Here is a 22,751-nt window from a genome sequence, read left to right on the forward strand (position 1 = left end):
TTGCGCAATAGATACGGGTTCTAGAGGCCTAAAAGGCTCTAAATCCGCTCGACGATGGTGGCAATGCCCATGCCGCCGCCCACGCACAGCGTGGCCAAGCCGTAGCGCAGCTTGCGGCGGTGCAACTCGTCAATTAGCGTGCCCAGAATCATGGCGCCGGTAGCCCCCAGCGGGTGGCCCATCGCAATGGCGCCGCCGTTCACGTTCACCTTGTCGTGCGGCACCTTCATCTCTTTCATGAAACGCATCACCACGGCGGCAAAGGCTTCATTCACCTCAAACAGGTCGATGTCGTCCACCGTGAGCCCCGCCTTGGCCAGTGCTTTGCGGGTGGCAGGCATGGGGCCGGTGAGCATGATGGTCGGGTCGGCGCCGCTGAGGGCCGTAGCAACGATGCGCGCGCGCGGTGTCAGGTTGTGCGCCTTGGCGGCCGCCTCGTTGCCTACCAGCACGGCGGCTGCGCCGTCCACAATGCCTGACGAATTGCCCGCGTGGTGCACATGGTGGATGCGTTCCACCTGCGGGTAGCGGGTGAGGGCCACGGCGTCAAAACCCATGCCGCCCATGTCGGCAAACGCGGGCTTGAGCCCGGCCAGGCCTTCCAGTGTGGTGCCGGGTTTGATGAACTCGTCGCGCGCCAGGATGGTCAGGCCCAGTGTGTCTTTCACGGGGCGCACGGATGCGTCAAAGTAACCCGCCGCCTGTGCCTTGGTGGCGCGGCGTTGGGATTCGAGTGCGTAGGCGTCTACGTCGGCGCGGGTGAAGCCTTCGAGCGTGGCAATCAGGTCCGCGCCAATGCCCTGCGGCACAAAGGCGGTTTGCGAATTGGTCTCGGGGTCCATCGCCCAGGCGCCGCCGTCGGAGCCAATCGGCACGCGGCTCATGCTCTCCACACCGCCGGCCACCACCAGGTCTTCCCAGCCCGAGCGCACCTTTTGGGCGGCCATGTTCACGGCCTCCAGGCCGGAGGCACAAAACCGGTTGATCTGCACGCCCGCGGCCTGGAAGTCCCAGCCCGCCTTGAGCGCGGCCACTTTCGGTATGACCGAGCCCTGGTCGCCCACGGGGGACACCACGCCCATCACCACGTCGTCCACGCGGGCGGTGTCAAAGCCATTGCGCTCTTGCAGTTCGGTTAACAGGCCGGCCAACAGGGTGACGGGCTTGACCTCGTGCAGGCTGCCATCTTTCTTGCCTTTGCCGCGCGGGGTGCGGATGGCGTCAAACACAAATGCTTCGCTCATGGGGTTGTCTCCTCGGGTTTTCGTTTGCAGGTCAGAGCCTGTCTTTGTGGGCTGATTTGCAGTATATTCTTTTTACCAAGCAAATGCTTTGTAAAAATAATACCCAACGACCCGAGGAAACCCCATGATCGAACGCAGCCTGTTTTCCCCCGACCACGAGTCCTTCCGCGACAGCTTTCGCCGTTTTATGGAGAAAGAGATCGCGCCATTTCATGCCGACTGGGAAGAGCAGGGCTATGTGGCCCGCGAGGTGTGGAACAAGGCCGGCGAGAACGGCTACCTGTGCATGTCCATGCCTGAGGAATTTGGCGGCTCAGAGGCCGACAAGCTGTACTCCGTGATCCAGATGGAAGAGCTGGCGCGGGGGGGCTTCACTGGCATCGGCTTTGGTTTGCACAGTGAGATCGTGGCGCCCTACATCCTGCACTACGGCACGCCCGAACAAAAAGCCAAGTACCTACCCAAGCTCGCCACCGGCGAGATGGTGGGCGCCATTGCGATGAGCGAGCCTGCTGCAGGCTCAGACTTGCAGGGCGTCAAGACCACGGCGTTGGAGCAAGCGGATGGCAGCTACCTGCTCAATGGCAGCAAGACCTTCATCACCAACGGCTGGCATGCCGACTTGGTCATCGTGGTGGCTAAGACCAACCCCGCTGCGGGCGGCAAGGGCACCAGCCTGATGCTGGTGGAGCGCGGCATGCCGGGCTTTAGCGTGGGCAAACGCCTCAAGAAGGTGGGCATGAAGGCGCAGGACACCTCCGAGCTGTTCTTCGACAACGTGAAGCTGGGCCCCGAGCACCTGTTGGGCGGCGAAGCCTGGAAGAACAAGGGCTTTGTTTGCCTGATGCAAGAGCTGCCCTGGGAGCGCCTGCAGATTGCTGTGGGTGCGGTGGCCTCTGCGCAAGCCGCCATCGATTGGACGGTGGACTACGTGAAAGAGCGCAAGGTGTTTGGTGCGCCCGTGGCGGCCTTCCAGAACACCCGCTTCACCCTGGCCGAGCTACAAACCGAGGTGCAGGTGGCGCGTGTGTTTGTGGACAAATGCTGCGAGCTGATTTGCCAGGACAAACTGGACACCGCTACCGCCAGCATGGCCAAGTACTGGACCACCGACCTGCAGTGCAAGGTGATGGACGAATGCGTGCAGCTGTTCGGCGGCTACGGCTATATGTGGGAATACCCGATCGCCCGCGCCTATGCCGACGCGCGCGTACAGCGCATTTACGGCGGCACCAACGAGATCATGAAAGAGGTGATCACGCGGTCCATGGGCCTGGGCGGCAAGTAAGCCGGGCGGGGCAGAGCTCCGCTACACTGCGGCGAAACTTTTTTGGAGCCTGCCCATGACCGCTTCTGCCGCTGCCCATAGCCTCACCTTGGAACGCAACTTGCCGGTGCCGCGTGCCGCGGTCTGGCGCTGCTGGACGGAGCCCGCGCTCCTGGTGCAATGGTTTTGTCCCAAGCCTTGGGGGGTGAGCGAAGCGGTGATGGAGCTGCAGGCGGGCGGTCGCTTCTTCACCCACATGGTGGGGCCCAACGGTGAGCAGGTGCCCAACGAAGGCGTGTTCCTGGAGGTGGTGCCTGGCCGCAAGCTGGTGTTTACCGACGCCTTTCAGGCGGGCTGGGTACCGGCCAAACCCTTCATGGTGGGCGAGATCACGCTCGCTGATACACCGGAAGGCCACACCCACTATGTGGCGCGCGCCCTGCACTGGAGCGCGGAAGACAAAGCCCAGCACGAAGCCATGGGCTTCCATGAAGGCTGGGGCGCTGCCGCAGACCAACTGGTGGCATTGGCCCAAACCCTGTGAGTGCGGCCGACAGCGCGGCCACCGCGCCCGCACTTCCCAACCCCTTCCCCATCCGCGTTTACTGGGAAGACACAGATGCCGGTGGCGTGGTGTTTTATGCCAATTACCTGAAGTTCTTCGAGCGCGCCCGCACTGAGTGGCTGCGTGCTGCGGGCGTGGGCCAGCGGGCCTTGCGCGAATCGACAGGTGCCATGTTTGTGGTGGCGGATGTGCAAATGCGCTACCTGGCCCCTGCCAAGTTGGACGACCTGATCACCGTGAGTGTGCAGGTCGCCGAGCAGGGCGCTGCCAGCATGGTGCTGGTGCAAGAGGCCTGGCGGGGCAACACGCTGTTAGCCCAGGGCCGCATTCGCATCGGCTGCGTGCAGGCCGACACCCTCAAGCCCCGGCGCATACCGGCGCAGGTGTTGCAGGCTATTGCTTCTTGACCCTGGCCTGCGCGCCGCGGGTGTGCGCGCCATGCACATGACCATGTGCCTCTCTTGGTACCGCTTGGGTGCGGGCTGCGGCAGATAGCTCATTCAAGATGCCGCAGTGCGCGGCTCCCTGCGTGACCAGGCACTGCTCGCGCAGGGCTTTGAGTTGCCGCTCCAGCGCCCGCAGATCCTTGATGCGCTGGGCTACGTGGCCGATGTGTTCGTCCAGCAGTGCGTTGACTTGTTCACAGTTGTCTTCCGGTGCATCTTTGAAACCCAGCAGGGTGCGGATTTCGTCCAGCGTCATGTCCAGTGAGCGGCAGTGGCGGATGAAGGACAGGCGCTCCATGTGGCTGGCGCCGTAGATGCGGTAGTTTCCTTCGGTGCGCAGGGGCGTTGGCAGCAAGCCTTCGCGCTCGTAGTAGCGCACCGTCTCCACCTGGGTGCCAGTGGCCCGGGCCAGTTCACCAATCTTCATTGTCGGTTTCCCTCTTCATTCAGCGCCAAGCACTGTAGTGGATACAGGGTTAACCAGTGAGCCAGCCGGTCAATTTGCACGGCATTGGCAAATATGAAAACCAATCTGGGCAAATAAATACCATTCAGTTCATATGGATACTTTGCGGTATGTATATTCCGTTTGCGCCACATTTTTGGCGAGGTTGATTGATCTAACCATCATGGAGATATCGATGAAAAAGCTTTTGATTGCATCTGTTCTGTCCCTGGGCGTGGCCTTCTCTGCACAGGCCAAGGACATTGTGGATACCGCTGTGGGTGCTGGCAGCTTCAAGACATTGGCTGCAGCCCTGGGCGCAGCTGGCCTGGTGGATACCCTGAAGGGCAAGGGCCCATTCACCGTGTTCGCGCCGACTGATGAAGCCTTTGCCAAGATCCCCAAGGCTGACCTCGACGCCTTGCTGAAAGACAAAGCCAAGCTGACCGCCATCCTGACCTACCACGTGGTGCCCGGCAAGGTGATGGCCGCTGACGTGCGCGCAGGCAAGGTCAAGACCGTGCAAGGTTCTGAGCTGACTGTCTCCACCACCGGTGGTGTGATGGTGGACAACGCCAAGGTCGTCAAGACTGACATCGTGGCAGACAACGGCGTGATCCACGTGATCGACAGCGTGGTGATTCCCAAGTAAACGCCAGACGTTTTGCCCGCCGCCCAGGACTGCGTTGCACTCCTGGGCTTTTTGGTTTTAAAACAGGGCCCAGCCCACCCCCGCCATGCATCTCTCGCGTCTATCGACTTCCCGCTTGCTGGTATCTTGGTGCGCAGCGCTTGCGCTGCTGTGCGCGCAGGCCGCCCTGGCCCAAACTGCCGCACCCGCTGCGTCTGCGCCCAACACCGTTGCCGCACCCGCCGAGCTGGCGCCGTACGGCGCCAACTGGCAGGCCAAAGGCAGCGGCGTCTTGCGGTTTTTTGGCTTCAAGGCGTACGACGCCACGCTCTGGCTGCCGGGCGCCGATGCGGCGTTCAGCTTTGCCAAACCCTTTGCGCTCGATATTCGCTACGCCACCGCCATCAAGGGCCGTGACATTGCCAACACCTCGCTGATTGAGCTGCAGCGCATCAGTACATCGTCGCCCGAGCAAATCCTCGCGTGGTCCAAATGGATGGAAGCGCTATTTGTGGATGTGAAGTCGGGCGACCAACTGGTGGGTGTGCACCTGCCGGGCGAGGGCGCCCGTTTCTTCATCAACGGCAAGCTGCTGGGCGAAACCGCAGACACGGCCTTCAGCGAAGCCTTTTTCAAAATCTGGCTCGACCCCAAAACCAAGCGTCCCGAGCTGCGCGCGGCCTTGCTCTCCCAGGCCGCGGAGCCTCGGCGCTAGATCGCCCGGGCGGATTCCATGCTGGCCCCGCGCGCCCTGGTCTGGTTCAAGCGCGACCTGCGCCTGCACGACCATGCGCCGCTGGTGGCAGCGCAGCGTAGCGGCCCAACACTTGGCCTCTTCATCATCGAGCCCGAATGCCTAAATAGCCCTGAGTGCGATGCGCAGCATGTGGACTTTGTGCTGCGCAGCCTGCAAGAGTTGCGCGAGGCGCTGGCAGCGCGCGGCATGCCTCTGCTGGTGCGCGTGGGCTCGGCCGTGCCAGTGTTGGCGCAGCTGCACGCTGAGCTGGGCTTTGGCCAGCTGCTGAGCCACGAGGAGACCGGCCCGGGCTGGAGCTACGTGCGCGATGTGCAGGTGGGCCAGTGGTGCCAGGCGCAGCAGGTGCGGTGGCAGGAATTCACCCAGACCGGCGTGGTGCGCCGCCTGCGTAGCCGTAGCGGCTGGGCAGGGCGCTGGCAGGCGCGCATGGATGCGCCCTTGCAGCTGCTGCAAGGCGGCTTTTTGGCGGCAGCGCCGCTGGACCAGCCCGCGCTGCCCACCCTGGGCGAACTGGGCTTTGCGCCGCATGGCCGGCAGCTGCAGCGCGCAGGCGAGAAGGCCGCGCGCCGCACCCTGCAAACCTTTTTGGCCGAGCGTGGCTACGACTACCGCAAGGCGCTCTCCAGCCCGCTGAGCGCGGAAGACGGTTGTAGCCGCCTGAGTCCGCACCTGGCCTTCGGCACCGTGTCTTTGCGCACGGTGCACCAGGCCACCGAAGTCACCATGGCCAACACCCCGGCTCGCACACTCGCGCACGCATTGCGTGGCTTTGCTGGCAGGTTGCGCTGGCACTGCCACTTCATGCAGAAGCTGGAAGACGAGCCGGATATTGAGTTCCACAACTTTGCCCGCGTGTGCGACGGCCTGCGCGAGGATGATTTCAACCACGAGCACTTTGCCGCCTGGTGCGAGGGCCGCACTGGCTACCCCATGGTGGACGCGTGCATGCGATCCCTGCGCGCCACCGGCTGGCTGAACTTTCGCATGCGCGCCATGCTGGTGAGCTTTGCCAGCTACCACTTGTGGCTGCACTGGCGTGAACCCGGCCTGTTTCTGGCGCGGCAGTTTCTCGACTTCGAGCCCGGCATCCACTGGAGCCAAATGCAGATGCAAAGCGGCACCACCGGTATCAACACGCTGCGCATGTATTCCCCCACCAAACAGGCGCAAGACCAGGACCCCGAGGGCCTGTTCATCCGCCACTGGGTACCAGAACTGGCCCGCGTGCCCTTGCCGTATTTGGCCCAGCCCTGGACCATGGACGCCAGTATTCAGCGCCTGGCCGGCTGCACCATCGGGCAGGATTACCCGGCGCCCATCGTCGATGAAAAGCAGGCCCTGAAAGTCGCCAAAGACCGCATGTACGGCCTGCGCCAAACACCGGCTGCGCGCGAAGAAGCGGGCGCGGTGCAGGCGCGCCACGGTTCGCGCAAAAGTGGTCTGCCCCAGACTGGCAATGGCCGCCTCGCCAAGGCAAAGCGCAGCGCCCGGGCGGCACAGGCGCCATCGGGCCAGGGCGACCTGTTTACCTGAAGAGCAAACCCATGAAAAACGACAACCAAGATTTCAAGGGCAACAAGCAGTCCCTGCCCAGCAAGCCGTGCGCCGTGTGCGGCCGCACCATGACCTGGCGCAAGGCCTGGGCCAAGAACTGGGAGTCAGTGCGTTATTGCTCCGACGCCTGCCGGAGCAAGAAATGAGCGCGTCCGCCCCAGGCCACTCGATCCCCATGCCCACCAAGGTTCGACATCTCGTCATCGTCCTGGGCGATCAGCTCGACGCGGAGTCGTCGGCATTCGATGGCTTTGATGCCACGCATGACGTGGTGTGGATGGCCGAGGTGGCGGAAGAGTCCACGCACGTCTGGTCGGCCAAGCAACGCACGGCGGTGTTCTTGAGCGCCATGCGCCACTTTGCCGCAGACCTGCGTGAGCGCGGCTTGCCCGTGCACTACACCGCGCTAGACGATGCCCGCAACCCCGGCACACTGGCCGCCGCGCTACAGCAGGCTATTGCCGCCTTTCAACCCACGGGCCTGGTGCTGACCGCGCCGGGCGATTGGCGCGTGTTGCACAGCCTGCGCGCGGTGGCTAGCCAGAATTCGCGGCCGCTGGATCTGCGCGACGACACACATTTCTTCAGCACCGTGCGCGAGTTCGCTGCCCACGCCCAAGGCCGCAAGCAACTGCGGTTGGAGTACTGGTACCGCGAACTGCGGCAAAAGCACGGCATCTTGATGGAGGGCAGGGCGCCCATCGGCGGGCAGTGGAGCTTTGACGCCGACAACCGCGAATCCTTTGGCAAAGCCGGCCCAAAGAACGTGCCACCGCCTACGCGCTTTGCGCCAGACGCCATCACGCAAGAGGTCATCCATTTCGTTAGCACCCGCTTTGCCAGCCACCCCGGCACGCTGCACAGCTTTGGCTGGCCGGTAACGCGCGCGCAGGCGCTGCAGGCCTTGCAGGCTTTCATCACCGAGCGGCTGCCGCTGTTTGGCCAGTATGAAGACGCCATGTGGGCGGGCGAGGCCTGGCTCTACCACTCGCACCTGAGCTGCGCGCTCAACCTCAAGCTGCTGAACCCGCGCGAAGTGGTGCAGGCGGCAGAGGCGGCCTACCACGCGGGGCGTGCGCCCATCGCAGCGGTGGAAGGCTTTGTCCGGCAGATATTGGGCTGGCGCGAATATGTGCGCGGCATCTATTGGACGCAGATGCCCCGCTACCTGGAGCACAACGCGCTGGACGCGCAGGCCGAATTGCCCGCCTGGTACTGGACGGGCGATACCGACATGGCCTGCCTCAAAGACGCCATTGGCCAAACCCTGGAGCACGGCTACGCCCACCACATCCAACGCCTGATGGTGACCGGGCTGTATGCGTTGCTGCTGGGTGTGCGGCCGCAAGCCGTGCACACCTGGTACTTGGCGGTATACGTGGACGCGGTGGAGTGGGTGGAGCTACCGAACACGCTGGGCATGAGCCAGTTTGGCGACGGCGGGCTGATGACCAGCAAGCCCTATGTGGCCAGTGGCAAGTACATCCAGCGCATGAGCAACCACTGCCAAGGCTGCCGCTTTGACCCGGCCCAATCCACCGGCTCCCAGGCCTGCCCCTTCACCACCCTGTATTGGGACTTTTTGATTCGCCACGAAGCCCTGCTCAAGCCCAACGCCCGCATGGCCATGCAGCTCAAAAACCTGGCCCGGCTGGACGCGCCCGCGCGCGACGCCATCCAGCAGCAGGCCGCCCAGCACCGGCTGGGGCAGGGTGTTTTAGTGCCAAATTGGCCTCTAGCCCAGGTAGATACTGCGCAAGCAGCTATCAATAACGTAGCGTTTTGGGCGGGGCTGGCTGCTGTCAGGCCTCGCCCGTCGCCAGCTCAAAGCCTTCGTCCAGCCAGCCGGTGATGCCACCGGCCATGATCTTCACCGGCCGGCCCAGCCGCGCCAGCCGCAGGGCGCCACGGGCGGCGCCGTTGCAGTGGGGGCCGGCGCAGTAGGTCACAAACAGGGTGCCGGCCGGCCACTGGGCCATCTTGCTTTCCACGATCTTGCCGTGCGGCAGGTTGATGGCGCCGGGCACATGGCCGCGCGCAAACAGGGCCGGGGAGCGCACATCCAGCAGCACAAAGTCTGCGCCCTGGGCCAGTGCATCGTGCGTGTCCCAGCAGTCGGCTTCAAAGGTGAATTCGGCCGCAAAGTGCGCCTCGGCCAGGGCAGAAGGGGCGGCAGGGATGGCGGTGACTGCGGTGGGCATTTCGGTTTCTCCGGTGGGTGGTTGATGCCTCTATGGTGTTGGTGCGGGCCGCTTTCTACAATTGGCGCAAAAGCCATTTATGACAAAAAACACGCCAAACCTGCAATCCGCGCCAACGGCACCTTCGCCCACCACCGGCCCGCTGGTGGTGGCGCCTGTATACGACGGGCTTTGTACCTTTGAGTTTTCCATCGTGGCCGAAATCTTTGGCTTGCACCGGCCCGAGATGGGCCCGGGCTGGTACCGCTTTGCCAGCGCCGCCATCGAGCCCGGCCCGCTGCGCGCCCACGGCGGCCTGCGCGTGAGCTGCGATGGCGATGCCAGCCTGCTGGAGCAGGCCGACCTCATCGTCATGGCGGGGTGGAAGGGTGCGCAAGTGCCCGTACCGGACGGACTCAGCCAGCGCTTGCGCGTCGCCTGGCAGCGCGGAGCGCGGCTCGCGTCCATCTGCTCCGGTGCCTTTGTGCTGGCGGCCACCGGCCTGCTGGACGGCAAACGCGCCGCCACCCACTGGCGCTACGCCAAGGCGCTGCAGGCGCGCCACCCCAGCGTGGAGGTAGACGCCAGCGTGCTCTATGCGGAGGGCGACCGGGTCTACACGTCTGCTGGCAGCGCCGCGGGCATGGATTTGATGCTGCACATCGTGCGCAGCGACTTTGGGGTGGATGCCGCCAACAGCGTGGCCCGCCGCCTCGTCATGCCACCGCACCGCAGCGGCGGCCAAGCCCAGTTCATCGAACGCCCCGTGCCGCAAGACGGCGACCAGCGCCTGGTGCAACTGCTGGAGCAGGTGCGCACCGACCTGCAAGCGCCATGGACGGTAGACCAGATGGCCAGCCGCGTGGCCATGAGCCCGCGTACCTTTTTGCGCCGCTTTGTGGAGCTCACCGGTCAGTCCCCCGGGCAATGGGTGGTGGCCGAACGTGTGGAACACGCCAAGCGCCTGCTCGAAGGCAGCGCGCTATCGGTGGAACGCATTGCTACCGAGGTGGGGCTAGGCAGCTTGCAGGCGCTGCGGCACCACTTTCAGCAGCAACTAGGGCTGTCGCCGCGAGAATACCGGGGGATGTTTGGAAGGTAAATTGGCAGATAAGCCCTGTGCTTATTGCGCGAGCAGCTATGAAATAGATAGCGCACGAGTTCGTGTAGAGCATGCCGTTCTGTTGCGGCATGTTCAAATCCACACCTTGCCACCTGCAAATCAGTTATGCCTCAGTCTCTTGGTCTGGAGATGACAGCGCTTTTGGATCTACCGATTAGTTCACTGGCAATTTCTGAGGCAATACGACGGCTCGCCAGATCTGTATTGAACTGGTCCTCACGCAAGAGCTCTGCACAGGTCATCAATTCGTCCCGGGTTGCGTTCAAGCCGACAACTGCCTCCAGCAATGCCTCGCGCGCCAGTTCATTCTTGTTCACGCCGTCCATATTCCATATCCCCGATATTGACTAGGAATGGGTAAGAAACCATCGCTGCAGTTTATTGGTTTAAAGCTCGTGGCCTCACACTAAAAACTCGCCCAATTCTCGTCGCCAGCAGCCACACCCGCACGGGTGGCCAACTTTGGCGTGTGCTGCAATGGCACCGGACTCGGCCGACTCGTTCGGTTGGCAATTCCTACTGGGGAGCGCTTCTTTTCCCCCACAAGCACGTCGTTGGCACTTCTTGCTGCGCGCACTGGGGTAGGCTTGGGCTTGACTTGTTCCGATGGTTCGTGCCCAAGCGTAAATAGACTCACTGTCTCTACCAACTCTCCTGCCTGGCTCTTCAGGCTGCTGGCGGCGGCGGCCATCTGTTCTACCAATGCAGCGTTTTGCTGTGTAACCTGGTCCATCTGCTGAACCGCTTCACCAATTTGTCCCACGCCAGAGGCCTGTTCGCTGCTTGCCGCACTAATTTCACCCATGATGTCAGTGACTCGTTTTATGGAGTCCACAACTTCAGTCATGGTCTCTCCCGCCTGATCAACCAAGACAGAGCCTTGCTCCACTCGCTCAACACTCGCACCAATCAAAGTCTTAATCTCTCGCGCGGCTTCTGCAGACCGTCCAGCCAGGCTGCGTACTTCACTCGCTACGACGGCAAATCCTCTGCCTTGTTCACCGGCTCTAGCGGCTTCCACTGCTGCATTCAGTGCAAGGATGTTGGTCTGGAAGGCAATGCCATCGATGACAGAAATGATGTCTGAAATCTTGCGACTTGATTCATTGATTCCTTTCATGGTCTCGACTACCTGACCCACCACGTCGCCACCCTTGACCGCGACGACAGACGCGTTGACAGCCAACTGGCTGGCCTGTCGCGCGTTTTCTGCGTTCTGTTTGACAGTCGAAGCAAGCTCCTCCATGGAAGCAGCCGTTTCTTCGAGTGCACTGGCTTGTTGCTCAGTACGCGCACTCAAATCATGATTCCCAGAAGCTATTTCGGCGCTTGCCGTAGAAACACCTTCCGAGCCTTGGCGTACGCTACTCACCACACGAGTAAGAGAGCTCTGCATCCGTGCAACTGCCGCCATGACACTGGTCGTATCGCCGGCTCGCACCACGAGCTGGCTAGACAGGTCGCCATCGGCCACTTTTCCAACAACATTGCAGAGCTCAGCGGGTTCGCTGCCAAGTGCGTTTGTCAGGCTGCGGGTAATGAGCACGCCAGCGGTGATTGCGGCTGCAAGGGCCAGGAGGCACCCCAGCATCAAGTAACTGCGCTGCGCTGCGTAGTCGGCTTGGCTGGCGGCCACAATTTTGGCGGCTTGATCTGACGTGTAAGTCGAGTACTTCTCGGATACCGCCACCAACTTTGCCAATAGCGGCCGGCACTCGGCGTTCATTTTGGCGATAGCTTCTTCGCGCTTGCCACTCAGCGCCATATCCACGATGGACAGCGCCACAGGCGAATAGGCCAACTCAATGTCAGCAATTTCGGCAACCATTTTTTTGGCTTCTTCAGTAGTCCCTGGCTGTTCAGCAAGTTTCTTGAGCTTCGCCAGATTCGTTCCCACATCGGTATGGGCCTTGGTAACAACAGCCTTTTCCACACCTTGGTCCGCGGGGTTGCTCACCAGTACCAAGTTGCGCGCGGCAATTGCGCGGAGGTCTATGGCCTCACGAACCAAGTGTGCCGTTTCCGCGCTAGCGTTAACTCCGTTGACGTAGGATTCAAAGCGTTCATTTGCGTCGCCCAAATCTTTGATCGACAACGCTGCAATCAGCAACACCAGAAAGGCAAGCCCACCAAACGCCCAAGTAAGTTTTGCTCGTACGGTCAATTTGTTCATTAAGTGTCTCCAAGCGACTGTATTTTTTCGAATGGGCGAAATCCCGCCGCGTCTCGTGCCGCGCTTACAGCGCATCAAGAGACACCGGGCAAACACTCTGAGAAGAGGTGCTACCGTAGTTGTATTCTCGGGAGAGACTAGGGGATATGAAATCCCTCGAATGGAGGGTTTATCTAATACGTTTGTATTAGTTTTTCACTTGTTTGTAGGCGAAATTGCATGGTCTACAGCAAAGCGAATGACCTCTGCGGTGCTATGCAGGCCGAGCTTGACCATCATTTTTTGACGATGGGATATCACTGTATTGGTCGCAACGTTCAGTTTCTTCGCAATCTGGGCGGACGTCATGCCCTCTGCAATCATCGCGAGAATCTGACTTTCTCGTTTCGTCAAGCTCGCTAGCACGGCCGTGGATTCGCTTCTCTTGGCCGAACTGTCTTTGATGAGACCTTCGATCTGTCTGAGCAAGTCCAATCCCTGCTCATTCAGGCGTTTGCGTTGGGTGACGTCTTGGGCCGTGCCAATCATTCGAATTGGCTTACCGTCTTTCTCTCTAGAGGTCACCTTGCCAAAGACCGAGACGTTTACCCAGTGCCCCTCCTTGTGCTTCAACCGAAGTTCACTTTCAAATCGTGCGGTTGCTCCGTGTAAATGGGCGGAGATTTTTTGCTTGTAGAGCTTCAGGTCACCGGGATGGACCAGTCCTAGCCAAAGGTCTTTTCTGGCACCCAGTTCTTGATGGGTATAGCCCAAAATGTCTGACCACCGATGCCCAGGCGTCACCCGGCGTTCGATAACATTCCAGTCCCATAAGACCAGTCCAGACCCCATGAGTGCAAGGTTCAACCGCTCCTCATTCTCCCGCAGGCTCTGCTCAATTTCTTTGATTTCCGTGACGTCGCGACCTACGGATTGAATTTCTTGAAGATTGCCGTTGGTGTCGAATAGTCCCCGGTTTACGAATTGAAACCAACGCCACTCACCCGTCCCTATCTGTACTCTGTTTTCGATGGTGACAACCTGATTGGTAAGCGACATCGTCCCCAGCTTTTCGACAACGATGGGCAGATCGTCCGGGTGGGCAACAGGTTGCCAGCGAAATCCAATCAACGCTTCGCGGGATTTTCCGAACAAGCGGCAGTACACCTCATTGACGAAGCTAAACGTTCCATCCGGGAAAAACCGGGAAATAGCCTCGGTTTGGTCTTGGACAATCGTTCGATGGACTTCAAGTTCCTCTTGCAAAGCGCGGCGCTCGGTTTCATCAACGAAAGAACCGAAGAAAATTTCAGGTTGCCCCTTGACTTGCGCAATATTGCATTGAAACCAGCCAGCGCTGCCGTCTTTGCGTTTGCGAGGGTGTAGCCCTGTGTACGCCTTTTCTTGGCTGAGGGTCGCTTTTACTTTATTGGCAAACAAGTCGTAGCTGCTTTGGTCAATAAACAGGACACGTGTTGGCTGGCCAATCAATTCGCCGGACTCATAACCAAACATTTGGTGGAAGGCGTCATTGGCCCACACAATGTGTTGGTCCTTTGCCGCCAGAAGCGCATTGAAGTCGCTGTTGAGAATAGCCGAGGAATAATTAAGGAGAGATGCATCCATGGGGGTCACATTGCCAGGGTGATGGGTTGTAGTCTTCGTTGGTTTGAAGATGGGCGCAATCGACTTGGAACCGATCCCCCCATGGCAGCCAAGACCTTTAAAGCGCGCTGTCCGCGCAAGCAGCAAGAACTCGAATGACGATAACAAATGAAGTCAGGCAAGAGTCCTGGGGTCTCGTTGGAGATCGAACTTGTTCGATAAAAGGGGACGGCACGCATAACCCCGAAGATACCTGACCGGTACTTGGGTGCATGTACTGGCGATGGGATAACACTGTTTCCACCATGTAGGGACCGCCGCTCGCATAGCGCGAATTTATATGCCAAATTGGCCTATAGCGATTATGAATATTGCGCGAACAGCTATGAAATACATAGCGTTTCCAATGTCGCCTGGCTGCGCATTCCTAATTGTCTTCCCCTTGCGCATAATGCATCTGCCAGCGAACGTACACAAGTTTTTCCACCCAACCCTAGGAGATTCCCATGGCCAACGCCCTGAACTGGTTTGAGATTCCCGTTTCCGATTTCGGACGCGCGCAAGCGTTTTACGAAACCATCTTGGGGACCAAGATGGAGCGCATGGACATGGGGCCCACGGTGATGGGGATGATCCCTGCCGACCAAGCCTCTGTGGGTGGGGCCATCGTGTTTGACGGGACCAGCCAGCCTTCTGCCAACGGCACGGTGGTCTACCTCAACGGGGGCGCAGACTTGGCCCCCATCTTGGGTCGTGTGGAAGCCGCGGGCGGCCGCATCTTGGTGCCCAAAACCGAAATCGGCAACGACTTCGGTTTCTTTGCCCACTTTCTGGATTCCGAGGGGAACAAGGTGGGCCTGCACTCCATGGCGTGAGGCCGCAAGCAAACCTTTTACCGTTGTAGTCAAACGCAATGCATCAGAGCTCCGATGCATCTTTGGCATCGTGTTTCTTGAATACAACGGCGGTAGAGCAGGCCGCTTCCGTGATGGACAGGTAGACCGATACATCAAGATTGTCCGAGGCCCATTGGACAGATTGCTGGACGCTGTTGCCCGTGTCGAATTGGCCGTTCGTAGCCTGTTTGCCTTGCCAAGCTTCGAGTGCTGCGATGGTGTCTGACCATGGGGTGCGGGCGCGGCATTGTGCGTCAGGGGCGTTGCTCACTAGTTCAATGCGTTGCACCAGACCGCTTTTCACATAGAAGGTGGTGTCGAAGGTCTCTGTTCCGATGTAAGCATCACGTTGGATCCAACGGCCCCGGGTGTTCCGGGGGCCTACAGCAGGCTTGGCGACTTTCTCCAAGGTGCGGATGCTGCCAATCAGATCGCGCTCAGGTGCCATCAGCAAGTCGCCATACAGTTCACACACGCGCCCGCACCCGGCGGGCTGGGTGACAGACCAAGCCGGTGCCCAAAACAAGGTGGAGACCCACAAGACGTGGTGTATCCAGGGGCGGGCATGGTTGCGCTTGGCGCTTGGTTTGGGTTGGTTCGGGAGGCTAATCATTCGGTTCATCGTCATTGCGGGTGCCCAATTCCCGAACGGGAGTGCGGTTGTGAAAGGGGCGTCGCAGGAGGCTGTTGCGTTTGGCGCGCAATGGGCGATCCTTGCAGACCAGCACCGGAACGGTGGCCTTGGATATGAGCCCCGGGACAATGCTGCCATTGAGCAGGCGCACCACGGCGTTGTGGTCTTCGTTGCCCACCACGATCAGGTCGCAGTGCCGTTTGATGGCGGCGTCGGCCACTGCGTGGGCGGCATCACCTGCCATGGCGGTTGCGCGGTGGCTGTGCACCCCGCAGCGCTCTGCCCACGCGCTTGCAGCGGCCAGCAAGCGCGAGGTTTCCGCAGCCGCTTTGGCCTGCAAGCTTTCAGCAGACCCATCGACCACCGGGAGCATGTCCACAGCAGGGTAGTCGTAGTGCGGCAGCACCCCGAAGAAAAATATGTCGGCACGTTGGGTTTGTGCCATTTCAATGGCGTGGTCGATGGCGGATTGGGTGACGGGACGGTCGTCCACCACGACCAGGATTTTTCGGACCATAACGAAACCTCAGGCTTTGGGCAGGCGGGTGAGTTGTAGTTCTGCCAGCGACGTGTACAAGGGCGCACTGATAAGGCGCGACACGGCACTGGCAAACAGGGCGCTGGCCATCAGGCTCAGCACCAGGGCGTGGCCGTCCACCATTTCCATGACGATGATGAACGCGGTGAGCGGGGCTTGGGTGACTGCGGCCAAAAAAGCGGCCATGCCCAAGGCGATGAGGGTGGGCGGGTTGGCGTACGCAGTCCATTGCGCCACATCGCCGCCCACCGCGCCACCAATGGCCAGCGAGGGTGCAAAGATGCCACCGGGTACGCCCGCCCAGGCGGTGAGCCAGGTGGTCACGAACTTGAGCAGCACATACAGGGAGCTGGTGTCACCGGTGTTCTCCAGTGAGGCTTTCGTATGCGCGTAGCCGCTGCCAAAGGTGTCGCCCGCTGTAACCACGCCAATCACGGCAATGCTTAACCCGCATGCTGCGGCAAAGGCCACCGGCCGTGCCCTGCGCTGCGCGCTGAACCAGTCCAGTGAATTGCCGGCCAATGACACCACCAGCAAGCGGGCAAACAAACCGCCCAGAAGGCCGCAGGCCAGCGATACCAGGATGCCCGGTAGCAGCGCATTCCAGCCAAACCCCTCTACCTTGATGACACCAAAGTAGCTGCCATTCCCGTAGGCCGAGATACCCATCAGTCCCGCCAGCACGATGGCGGCAATGGTGAGGCCGTGGTTGCGCTGTTCCGGTTTGCGGGTGAGCTCTTCAATGGCAAACATCACGCCGCCCAGAGGCGTATTGAAGGCCGCAGCAATGCCGGCTGCACCTCCCGCCACCAGCAAGCTGTGTTCACTGATCTGGGAGCGCTTGGGCAACCAGCGGCGTACGCTGTGCATCACACCCGCTGCAATCTGCACCGACGGACCTTCGCGCCCCAGTGACAAACCGCCCAGCAGCCCCCAAGCGGTGAGCACCACCTTGGCCACTGCCAGGCGCAGGGATACAAATAGGCCGCGTGTGTTGTCGTTCACGCTGGGGTCTTGTGCCGCCATCACTTGCGGAATGCCGGACCCGGCTGCGCCAGGCGCGTAGCGCCGAGTGACCCACACGATGGCTGCTGCGGTGAGTGGCGTCCACAGCAAGGGGGCCCACCAATAGCTGGATTGCAGGGAGAAGAAGAGGGCGAGCGCGTGCTCGCTGAGCCAGGTGAAGCCCACCACGGAAAGCCCCGCCAGCGCGGCAAAGGCGATAAACAGGGCGCGGCCACGCCACAGGTGGACGTCGTATAGCTCGTTGCGGAAGGCCGAATAAATATGGGGGTGCGGTCGCATTGTCTGGCTGCCCGTGGGGGTGTTTTTGCAAATCATACATTGATACAAATGTAATTTGTTATATTTGCACAAATGTATTTGAAAAACGAACAACCCGAGGAGACACCTATGAAAGTGGGATTGATCGGATACGGCAAGGCGGGCAGCGCAGTGGCCCAGGTGTTGAGTGAAGACCCGCGCTACGCGCTGCAGTGGATTGCCACGCGCAGCGGTACTCCAGCTGCGGTAACGCTGGGTGACGCCCGTGTTCCCGTCACCGCGTTGTCCAAAGACAGCCTGGCGGACTGGCTGGACCAGCACCCGGTGGATGCTTTGGTGGATTTTTCGAACGCGGCATCGGCGGCTATTTACGCAGATGAAGTGGCGCGCCGCAGGCTGATGCTGGTTACGGCCATTTCGTCCTACGACGACGCGCAGCTGGCGGCCATCCGTGCACTGGGAACACACACGCGGGTGCTGTGTTCGCCCAACATCACCGTGGGTATCAACTTTTTGATCATGGCCGCGCGCCTGCTGCGCGAGATTGCGCCGTTCGCCGATGTGGAGATTTTGGAGCAGCATTTTCGGGACAAACCGGAGGTGTCTGGCACGGCCAAAAAGATTGCCGAGAGCTTGGACGTGGGCGGCGACAAAATCACGTCCATGCGCCTGGGGGGCATCGTGGGGCACCACGAGGTGATATTCGGTTTTCCGTACCAAACCGTGCGGCTCATTCACGACTCCATCAAGCGGGAGGCCTTTGGTACCGGGGCTGCGTTTGCCCTGAACGAATTGCGCCACTGTGCGCCCGGTTTTTACACCTTTGATGACTTGCTGATGAAGCGGGTGCGTGCGCACTTGCTGACCGGCGCTGCTACAGCGGACTAGCCGCTCTGTGGCGAGGGGGCGATTTATGATGCGGGCACCTTCCACAGCCCGGTGTGTTCATGAAAGCCTCCCTGCCATCCACCAACCCTATCGACCCCGCCGCGCTGGCGCTGCGGCAATTTCGTGTGGTGTTCAATGCAGTCCGCACGCATTTCAGGCAGGTAGAGACAGACACCGGTCTGGGCGGCGCCCAAGTCTGGGCGTTGAGTTTGATTCGGCAGCACCCCGGCTTGGGTGTGGGGGAAATTGCTACCCGCATGGACATTCACCAGTCCACCGCCAGTAACCTGATCAAGGTGCTGCTGAAGAAAGAGCTGATCACCATGCTGAAGTCCGAACAGGACAAGCGTGTGGTGGAATTGCGTGTGACGCCCGAAGGCAAGAAAGCCTTGAAGAAAATGCCCGGCCCATTCGAAGGCGTGCTACCCGATGCCTTGCGGCAGCTGGACGATGCAACCTTGAACAACCTGAACCGTGATCTGGCCAAGCTGGTGGTGTTGTTGGCGGCAGATGATGAGGCTGGCAACATCCCGCTGGCGCATCTATAGGGTACTGACGGTTCCGTACGCAAACAGCCTATACCGGTTTTTGCCTGCAATTTTGGCGTCGTACATGGCCTGGTCGGCCTGGCGTAGTAGATCGCCGGCAGAGCAAGGCTGGCCCGTGTAGATGGTGGCGCCCACGCTGGTGGTGCAGATGTGGGTGATATCCGATAGCTGGTAGGGACGGGCCAGACTGTCGATGATTTTTTGCATCACGGTTTCGACCCAGGCAGACGCGTGTGTCTCATGGTCTTGCTGGCTGTTCAGAATGACCACGAACTCGTCGCCTCCAAAACGTGCCACGGTGTCGGAGTCGCGCACACATGGCACCGAGGCGGTGCCGCTCTTGTCGGCTCCCCTGGCACCGGTGTGTGCCCCCTCGGTGGCCAGCCGGATCCACACCTTGCGTGATTTAGGGCGTGAAACCTTGCTGCGCTCGTACCGTGCGGACGAGTGGGGCGCTTGGTTCCAGGCGGCAGGGCTGGCGCCACCGCGGTTGACGGGCCCGATGTTTGATTCCTCCCTGGTACTGGCCGATGCTGCTGCGCAGGGTGCTGGGGTGGCCTTGCTGCCGGTGCGTCTGTTCAGCCGCGACCTGCAGGGCGGACGCCTGGTGCGCTTGTTCGAGGCCCAGGTGGAGCTGGGCAGCTACTGGCTGACACGCCTGAAGACGCGACGCGAGTCCGATGCCATGCTGGCTTTTCGCAGCTGGTTGGTGCAGCGATGCCAGGTGCCGTAACGCAGCTTGTCTACCCCGGCGCCAATCAGGCGTTTTTGTGCGCCAGCCGGGCCAGCAAGTCGGCCGCTGTGTGCAGACCGCGGGTCGTCCGGTTCCACCATTGCGAGAAAGAGGCGCAGGACTGTTCGACGGTGGGAAACAGCGTTGGCTCGGGTGTGCAGGTGGCCCACGGTACTAGCCAGTGGCTTAGGTGAGGCTCGGCCGTGCTGCGTACCGTGCGGGCGGCAGCCAAGGCTTGGCCTACGGCGGCCGCGTCGCCGTACCAGCAAACTGGAGTGAGAGCCGCCATGCGGGTCCCCACAAAGCGCCAGCGTCGTTCGCTCCACGGCCTCGCACGGTGAAAGTCGCCCAGGTACAGCCCCAGTACAAGGGTGTCTGGTGCCAGATCGGCAGGTAGTTCACCCAGGCTCCAAGGGTGGACCAACCATACATCACGCCCCGCGACTTGTGTGGCATTTGGGGGCGTGGCACCCAGCGCACTCGGCGGTTGGGTGTGTCGATCCGGCTCTGCGTGCAGTGCCACTGGTGGCACGTCTAGTGGCGGGGTTGCCAACGCCAGCGGGCCACGTGCCAAGAGGTCCAAGGCTTCGTAGGAGGTGTCGATGGCGCTGCCCGGGCTGTGCCAAGGCGGCGGGGCGAAGCGCGCTACGCTGTCGGCATTGAAGAGGTAAGGCTTGCTGCTGCCAGTGCCTGCCACCCATTGCCAGCTCAGGTGGTTGCTGGCCAGGTCGCCATCGAGCAGGTGGGCATACAGCCAGTCCGCGCCGGCCCGCCAATGCACCTTGCGCAGATGGACCACATAACTGGCCAGCCACATGCGCGCGTGGTTGTGCAAGGTGCCAGTGGCATAGAGGGTGTGTACCGCCATGTCCACGACCGGCACGCCGGTGCGGCCTTCGCGAACGTCGGCGGGCAACTCGGGAGTGTAGGCCTGCTCGGGCAGGGGGCCTTCGTGCAGGGAGCGGAAGATATCCGCGCCCCGGTGTTGCCAGACGTGGCGGTAAAACGCGCGCCAGCCCAGCTCGTAAACAAACTTGTGTTGAATGTCGATCGCGTGGACAGCGTTGACTGCGGTCAGCACCTCGGCCAAGCTGACAAAGCCATGGCTGATATACGGAGACAACCCGCTGACTGCGCCATCCAGCGCATTGCGGGTGCGGGCATAACGCTCTGGGTTCACCGCTCTTATCCGTTGGTGCGCGGCTGCCAATGTGGGCAACAGAGGGCCCGGATCGAACGCTGGCTCTGTGTCAACCGCAGGCAGGCCTTGGGCGGGGGCTCCGGTGTGGTGCATTCGCTTCACGGTGAATCACCTATGTCAGGATATTGCTACAAAATCAGGAGCTGCTTGCGCAGTATCTACAGGAATTTCGACTACTTTTCTTGTGTAACCCACCAGATGCCAACGCTGACCAGCAGCAGTGCCACAAGGTACTTCCACTCCAGCAGGGACTCGCCCAGAAACAGCGCCGACAGGCAGGCGCCAAACACGGGAATCAGAAAGTTGTAGACCGCTACGGTGCTGACCCGGTTGTATTTGAGCAGCACGCCCCACAGGGCAAACGCGACGGCCGATAGCAGTGCCATGTAGACCAGCAGCAGGCTGGGCGCGAGCGTGAACGCTGCAATGTGGCCGCCTGCGACCCAGCCAATCAGCACCAGCACCACGCCGCCGATGCCAAGCTGGTAGCCGGTCATGACGACCGAGTCCATGCCCTGGGAGATGCGCTTGCCGTACAGGGACGCGGAGGACAGCACCAACGCGGCCAGCACGATGAAGCCTTCCCCAAGCAGCGTGAATTCACCCTCGGTAGCCGCGCCGCCCAGCAGTCCGCCGATGTTTACCGCCAGCACCCCGGCAAAGCCCAACGCGCACCCCAGCAGCTTGCGCCAGGTGAGGGTGTCGTTGTGGTACACAAAATGCGCCAGAAGCACGCTGAAGAACACGCCAGATGCATTGAGGATGGATCCTTTGACTCCCGTGGTGTGAGCCAGGCCGATGTAGAAAAAGATGTACTGCAGCGTGGTCTGCAAGACCCCCAGCAGTGCGACCTGGCCGGTCTGTGCGCGCGGCAGCAAGAGCGCTTTGCCAGACAGTTTTGCAAATACCAGCAGCAAGAGCCCGGCGCCGACAAAGCGGTAGCCGGCAAATAGCATTTGTTCGGCAAGGTCACCGCGGCCGATCTCTAGCAGTGCGTAACCTTGCTTGATGGCGGGGTAGGCACTACCCCAGAGCAGACAGCACAGGCCTGCGAGAACAAAAACGGTGCGTGGACGGGTAAAAAAAGACACGGCGGTAAAAAGAAGCGTGCGCGGCTTAGCCGTGCACGGAAGTGGAAGAAGTGTCAGCCGCTGAAGGCGCTACGTCTGCTTGGTGCAGGGCAGCGAGTTGGCTGTCCTTCGCGCGCCAGAGCTCGGCTACCCAGGCGGAGAAGTCGGCGCGGAATTTTGGGTCTTGCCCGTAGTCGCCGCCCACGAGCCTGGGCGGAACGGGGATGGCGTGCACGCGCACCACCACGCGGTGCACCTTGCCGCAGAGAAACCCCCAGAACGTGGGAACGCCTTCGGGGTAGTAAATCGTTACGTCCAGAATGGACTGGAATTTGTCCCCCATGGCCTGCAGTGCCAGTGCCAAGCCACCGGCTTTGGGTTTGAGCAGGTACTGGTAGGGCGATTGCTGCTGGGCGTGTTTGGCTGTGGTGAAGCGGGTGCCTTCCAGAAAGTTCATCACGCTGGTCGGTATAAGGGAGAACTTGGCGCAGGCCTTGCGGGTGGTTTCCTGGTCCTTGCCGCGCATCTCGGGGTGCTTTTTGAGGAAGGCTTCGCTGTGGCGGCGCATGAAGGGGAATTCGAGCGCCCACCACGCCAGACCCATGATGGGCACCCAGATGAGCTGCTGCTTGAGGAAAAACTTAAGCAGTGGAATCCGGCGGTTCAGCAGATGCTGCAGGGCAAAGATGTCCACCCAGGACTGGTGGTTGCTGCTCACCATGTACCAGCTGTGCGGCTCCAGCCCGTCAATGCCCTGCACATCCCACACGGTGCGCTGGGTCAGGCGCATCCAGCCGCTGTTGCAGCTTATCCAGCCTTCGGCAATCGACAGAATGACAGGGTCCAGCGCCAGACGTACGGCCCTGAAGGGCAGCACCAGTTTGACGGCGGCCAACACAAATAGTAGTGGCACCCAGCACAGGATGTTGAGCAGCAGCAGGGTAAATGCAAGGGCCCCCAAAAGGGGCGCAGGCAGGAAGTTCAGCATGG

26 protein-coding genes are annotated in these 22,751 nt (G+C 61.1%); 13 read left to right on the forward strand and 13 right to left on the reverse strand.

Annotated elements, in window-relative coordinates; all coding sequences use genetic code 11:
- Window positions 1-38: 38 nt before the first annotated feature.
- Entirely contained in the window at window positions 39-1,244 is a 1,206-nt protein-coding gene (locus tag CHU94_RS09535; RefSeq protein ID WP_094479066.1) for an acetyl-CoA C-acetyltransferase, read from the reverse strand.
- 124 nt (window positions 1,245-1,368) lie between these two features.
- Here CHU94_RS09535 and CHU94_RS09540 point away from each other — a divergent pair, with 124 nt between their 5' ends.
- Genes CHU94_RS09540 through ybgC form a run of 3 tightly spaced genes read left to right on the forward strand, consistent with a single transcriptional unit; the run spans window position 1,369 to window position 3,483 of the window.
- On the forward strand, window positions 1,369-2,532 hold the full coding sequence (locus CHU94_RS09540) for an acyl-CoA dehydrogenase family protein (protein ID WP_094479068.1): 1,164 nt from the start codon (window positions 1,369-1,371) through the stop codon (window positions 2,530-2,532).
- Window positions 2,533-2,587: 55 nt separating this feature from the next.
- Entirely contained in the window at window positions 2,588-3,055 is a 468-nt protein-coding gene (locus CHU94_RS09545; RefSeq protein ID WP_094479070.1) for an SRPBCC family protein, read from the forward strand.
- Entirely contained in the window at window positions 3,052-3,483 is a 432-nt protein-coding gene (gene ybgC / locus CHU94_RS09550; RefSeq protein WP_176451984.1) for a tol-pal system-associated acyl-CoA thioesterase, read from the forward strand. The genes CHU94_RS09545 and ybgC overlap by 4 nt, the downstream gene beginning before the upstream one ends.
- Here the strand turns inward: ybgC and cadR are convergent.
- A complete protein-coding gene (gene cadR, locus CHU94_RS09555) occupies window positions 3,470-3,949 on the reverse strand; it encodes a Cd(II)/Pb(II)-responsive transcriptional regulator (protein ID WP_094479074.1) in 480 nt (159 codons plus the stop codon). The genes ybgC and cadR overlap by 14 nt on opposite strands.
- Window positions 3,950-4,163: 214 nt before the next feature.
- On the opposite strand from cadR, the gene CHU94_RS09560 reads away from it, so the two are divergent.
- The 5 genes from CHU94_RS09560 to CHU94_RS09580 all read left to right on the forward strand — a co-directional run bounded on the left by CHU94_RS09560 (window position 4,164) and on the right by CHU94_RS09580 (window position 8,761).
- Window positions 4,164-4,619, forward strand: a complete 456-nt coding sequence (locus CHU94_RS09560) for a fasciclin domain-containing protein (RefSeq protein ID WP_094479076.1) — start codon at window positions 4,164-4,166, stop codon at window positions 4,617-4,619.
- A gap of 85 nt (window positions 4,620-4,704) precedes the next feature.
- On the forward strand, window positions 4,705-5,313 hold the full coding sequence (locus tag CHU94_RS09565) for a chalcone isomerase family protein (protein ID WP_094479078.1): 609 nt from the start codon (window positions 4,705-4,707) through the stop codon (window positions 5,311-5,313).
- An 18-nt stretch (window positions 5,314-5,331) separates the two neighbouring features.
- Window positions 5,332-6,888, forward strand: coding sequence for a deoxyribodipyrimidine photo-lyase (locus tag CHU94_RS09570; RefSeq protein ID WP_217901298.1), 1,557 nt, complete (start codon window positions 5,332-5,334; stop codon window positions 6,886-6,888).
- Between the two features lie 11 nt (window positions 6,889-6,899).
- Complete coding sequence (locus tag CHU94_RS09575) at window positions 6,900-7,055, forward strand: DUF2256 domain-containing protein (RefSeq protein WP_094479080.1); 156 nt, start codon at window positions 6,900-6,902, stop codon at window positions 7,053-7,055.
- Entirely contained in the window at window positions 7,052-8,761 is a 1,710-nt protein-coding gene (locus tag CHU94_RS09580) for a cryptochrome/photolyase family protein (RefSeq protein ID WP_255033893.1), read from the forward strand. The genes CHU94_RS09575 and CHU94_RS09580 overlap by 4 nt, the downstream gene beginning before the upstream one ends.
- Here the strand turns inward: CHU94_RS09580 and CHU94_RS09585 are convergent.
- A complete protein-coding gene (locus CHU94_RS09585; RefSeq protein ID WP_094479082.1) occupies window positions 8,712-9,110 on the reverse strand; it encodes a rhodanese-like domain-containing protein in 399 nt (132 codons plus the stop codon). The two genes, CHU94_RS09580 and CHU94_RS09585, sit on opposite strands and share 50 nt — an antisense overlap.
- A gap of 79 nt (window positions 9,111-9,189) precedes the next feature.
- On the opposite strand from CHU94_RS09585, the gene ftrA reads away from it, so the two are divergent.
- On the forward strand, window positions 9,190-10,191 hold the full coding sequence (gene ftrA, locus CHU94_RS09590; protein WP_094479084.1) for a transcriptional regulator FtrA: 1,002 nt from the start codon (window positions 9,190-9,192) through the stop codon (window positions 10,189-10,191).
- A gap of 131 nt (window positions 10,192-10,322) precedes the next feature.
- Here ftrA and CHU94_RS09595 read toward each other — a convergent pair whose 3' ends face one another.
- The 3 genes from CHU94_RS09595 to CHU94_RS09605 all read right to left on the reverse strand — a co-directional run bounded on the left by CHU94_RS09595 (window position 10,323) and on the right by CHU94_RS09605 (window position 13,990).
- Entirely contained in the window at window positions 10,323-10,538 is a 216-nt protein-coding gene (locus CHU94_RS09595) for a hypothetical protein (RefSeq protein WP_094479086.1), read from the reverse strand.
- 80 nt (window positions 10,539-10,618) lie between these two features.
- Window positions 10,619-12,385, reverse strand: a complete 1,767-nt coding sequence (locus tag CHU94_RS19660) for a methyl-accepting chemotaxis protein (protein WP_094479088.1) — start codon at window positions 12,383-12,385, stop codon at window positions 10,619-10,621.
- A gap of 195 nt (window positions 12,386-12,580) precedes the next feature.
- On the reverse strand, window positions 12,581-13,990 hold the full coding sequence (locus CHU94_RS09605; RefSeq protein ID WP_094479090.1) for a PAS domain S-box protein: 1,410 nt from the start codon (window positions 13,988-13,990) through the stop codon (window positions 12,581-12,583).
- Window positions 13,991-14,475: 485 nt separating this feature from the next.
- Here CHU94_RS09605 and CHU94_RS09610 point away from each other — a divergent pair, with 485 nt between their 5' ends.
- The gene (locus CHU94_RS09610; RefSeq protein WP_094479092.1) at window positions 14,476-14,844 is read left to right on the forward strand and encodes a VOC family protein; all 369 of its coding nucleotides are present in this window, start codon (window positions 14,476-14,478) and stop codon (window positions 14,842-14,844) included.
- Between the two features lie 43 nt (window positions 14,845-14,887).
- Here CHU94_RS09610 and CHU94_RS09615 read toward each other — a convergent pair whose 3' ends face one another.
- From CHU94_RS09615 to CHU94_RS09625, 3 genes are read right to left on the reverse strand one after another with little or no spacing between them, the layout of a single operon-like run.
- A complete protein-coding gene (locus tag CHU94_RS09615; RefSeq protein WP_094479094.1) occupies window positions 14,888-15,478 on the reverse strand; it encodes a hypothetical protein in 591 nt (196 codons plus the stop codon).
- Window positions 15,471-16,016: a universal stress protein gene (locus tag CHU94_RS09620; protein ID WP_094479096.1), complete on the reverse strand. Its 546-nt coding sequence runs from the start codon at window positions 16,014-16,016 to the stop codon at window positions 15,471-15,473. The genes CHU94_RS09615 and CHU94_RS09620 overlap by 8 nt, the downstream gene beginning before the upstream one ends.
- Window positions 16,017-16,025: 9 nt before the next feature.
- On the reverse strand, window positions 16,026-17,342 hold the full coding sequence (locus CHU94_RS09625; RefSeq protein ID WP_094479390.1) for a chloride channel protein: 1,317 nt from the start codon (window positions 17,340-17,342) through the stop codon (window positions 16,026-16,028).
- A 108-nt stretch (window positions 17,343-17,450) separates the two neighbouring features.
- On the opposite strand from CHU94_RS09625, the gene CHU94_RS09630 reads away from it, so the two are divergent.
- The gene (locus CHU94_RS09630) at window positions 17,451-18,209 is read left to right on the forward strand and encodes a 4-hydroxy-tetrahydrodipicolinate reductase (RefSeq protein ID WP_094479392.1); all 759 of its coding nucleotides are present in this window, start codon (window positions 17,451-17,453) and stop codon (window positions 18,207-18,209) included.
- Between the two features lie 59 nt (window positions 18,210-18,268).
- Window positions 18,269-18,757: a MarR family winged helix-turn-helix transcriptional regulator gene (locus CHU94_RS09635; RefSeq protein WP_094479098.1), complete on the forward strand. Its 489-nt coding sequence runs from the start codon at window positions 18,269-18,271 to the stop codon at window positions 18,755-18,757.
- On the opposite strand, the gene CHU94_RS19250 is transcribed toward CHU94_RS09635, so the two are convergent.
- Window positions 18,752-19,027 carry a diguanylate cyclase gene (locus tag CHU94_RS19250; RefSeq protein ID WP_255033894.1) on the reverse strand — a complete coding sequence of 92 codons (276 nt, stop codon included), beginning with the start codon at window positions 19,025-19,027 and terminating at the stop codon, window positions 18,752-18,754. The genes CHU94_RS09635 and CHU94_RS19250 overlap by 6 nt on opposite strands.
- Between CHU94_RS19250 and CHU94_RS19255 the strand changes: the two genes are divergently transcribed.
- On the forward strand, window positions 19,020-19,490 hold the full coding sequence (locus CHU94_RS19255) for a LysR substrate-binding domain-containing protein (protein WP_176451986.1): 471 nt from the start codon (window positions 19,020-19,022) through the stop codon (window positions 19,488-19,490). The two genes, CHU94_RS19250 and CHU94_RS19255, sit on opposite strands and share 8 nt — an antisense overlap.
- 25 nt (window positions 19,491-19,515) lie before the next feature.
- Here the strand turns inward: CHU94_RS19255 and CHU94_RS09645 are convergent, their stop codons facing one another.
- The 3 genes from CHU94_RS09645 to CHU94_RS09655 all read right to left on the reverse strand — a co-directional run bounded on the left by CHU94_RS09645 (window position 19,516) and on the right by CHU94_RS09655 (window position 22,749).
- Entirely contained in the window at window positions 19,516-20,670 is a 1,155-nt protein-coding gene (locus CHU94_RS09645; RefSeq protein WP_369597395.1) for an FAD-binding domain-containing protein, read from the reverse strand.
- Between the two features lie 194 nt (window positions 20,671-20,864).
- Window positions 20,865-21,782, reverse strand: a complete 918-nt coding sequence (locus tag CHU94_RS09650) for a DMT family transporter (RefSeq protein ID WP_094479104.1) — start codon at window positions 21,780-21,782, stop codon at window positions 20,865-20,867.
- 25 nt (window positions 21,783-21,807) lie between these two features.
- Window positions 21,808-22,749, reverse strand: coding sequence for an acyltransferase (locus tag CHU94_RS09655; protein ID WP_094479106.1), 942 nt, complete (start codon window positions 22,747-22,749; stop codon window positions 21,808-21,810).
- Window positions 22,750-22,751 lie beyond the last annotated feature (2 nt).

Origin of the sequence: Rhodoferax sp. TH121, assembly GCF_002251855.1 — a bacterium.
Taxonomy (GTDB): Bacteria; Pseudomonadota; Gammaproteobacteria; order Burkholderiales; family Burkholderiaceae_C; genus Allorhodoferax.

What these genes read in the sequence shown, in the direction of transcription:
- CHU94_RS09535 (WP_094479066.1), bottom strand. Translation starts at nt 1,244, where the DNA reads ATGAGCGAAGCATTTGTGTTTGACGCCATCCGCACCCCGCGCGGCAAA.
- CHU94_RS09540 (WP_094479068.1), top strand. Translation starts at nt 1,369, where the DNA reads ATGATCGAACGCAGCCTGTTTTCCCCCGACCACGAGTCCTTCCGCGAC.
- CHU94_RS09545 (WP_094479070.1), top strand. Translation starts at nt 2,588, where the DNA reads ATGACCGCTTCTGCCGCTGCCCATAGCCTCACCTTGGAACGCAACTTG.
- cadR (WP_094479074.1), bottom strand. Translation starts at nt 3,949, where the DNA reads ATGAAGATTGGTGAACTGGCCCGGGCCACTGGCACCCAGGTGGAGACG.
- CHU94_RS09560 (WP_094479076.1), top strand. Translation starts at nt 4,164, where the DNA reads ATGAAAAAGCTTTTGATTGCATCTGTTCTGTCCCTGGGCGTGGCCTTC.
- CHU94_RS09565 (WP_094479078.1), top strand. Translation starts at nt 4,705, where the DNA reads ATGCATCTCTCGCGTCTATCGACTTCCCGCTTGCTGGTATCTTGGTGC.
- CHU94_RS09570 (WP_217901298.1), top strand. Translation starts at nt 5,332, where the DNA reads ATGCTGGCCCCGCGCGCCCTGGTCTGGTTCAAGCGCGACCTGCGCCTG.
- CHU94_RS09575 (WP_094479080.1), top strand. Translation starts at nt 6,900, where the DNA reads ATGAAAAACGACAACCAAGATTTCAAGGGCAACAAGCAGTCCCTGCCC.
- CHU94_RS09580 (WP_255033893.1), top strand. Translation starts at nt 7,052, where the DNA reads ATGAGCGCGTCCGCCCCAGGCCACTCGATCCCCATGCCCACCAAGGTT.
- CHU94_RS09585 (WP_094479082.1), bottom strand. Translation starts at nt 9,110, where the DNA reads ATGCCCACCGCAGTCACCGCCATCCCTGCCGCCCCTTCTGCCCTGGCC.
- ftrA (WP_094479084.1), top strand. Translation starts at nt 9,190, where the DNA reads ATGACAAAAAACACGCCAAACCTGCAATCCGCGCCAACGGCACCTTCG.
- CHU94_RS09595 (WP_094479086.1), bottom strand. Translation starts at nt 10,538, where the DNA reads ATGGACGGCGTGAACAAGAATGAACTGGCGCGCGAGGCATTGCTGGAG.
- CHU94_RS19660 (WP_094479088.1), bottom strand. Translation starts at nt 12,385, where the DNA reads ATGAACAAATTGACCGTACGAGCAAAACTTACTTGGGCGTTTGGTGGG.
- CHU94_RS09605 (WP_094479090.1), bottom strand. Translation starts at nt 13,990, where the DNA reads ATGGATGCATCTCTCCTTAATTATTCCTCGGCTATTCTCAACAGCGAC.
- CHU94_RS09610 (WP_094479092.1), top strand. Translation starts at nt 14,476, where the DNA reads ATGGCCAACGCCCTGAACTGGTTTGAGATTCCCGTTTCCGATTTCGGA.
- CHU94_RS09615 (WP_094479094.1), bottom strand. Translation starts at nt 15,478, where the DNA reads ATGATTAGCCTCCCGAACCAACCCAAACCAAGCGCCAAGCGCAACCAT.
- CHU94_RS09620 (WP_094479096.1), bottom strand. Translation starts at nt 16,016, where the DNA reads ATGGTCCGAAAAATCCTGGTCGTGGTGGACGACCGTCCCGTCACCCAA.
- CHU94_RS09625 (WP_094479390.1), bottom strand. Translation starts at nt 17,342, where the DNA reads ATGCGACCGCACCCCCATATTTATTCGGCCTTCCGCAACGAGCTATAC.
- CHU94_RS09630 (WP_094479392.1), top strand. Translation starts at nt 17,451, where the DNA reads ATGAAAGTGGGATTGATCGGATACGGCAAGGCGGGCAGCGCAGTGGCC.
- CHU94_RS09635 (WP_094479098.1), top strand. Translation starts at nt 18,269, where the DNA reads ATGAAAGCCTCCCTGCCATCCACCAACCCTATCGACCCCGCCGCGCTG.
- CHU94_RS19255 (WP_176451986.1), top strand. Translation starts at nt 19,020, where the DNA reads ATGACCACGAACTCGTCGCCTCCAAAACGTGCCACGGTGTCGGAGTCG.
- CHU94_RS09655 (WP_094479106.1), bottom strand. Translation starts at nt 22,749, where the DNA reads ATGCTGAACTTCCTGCCTGCGCCCCTTTTGGGGGCCCTTGCATTTACC.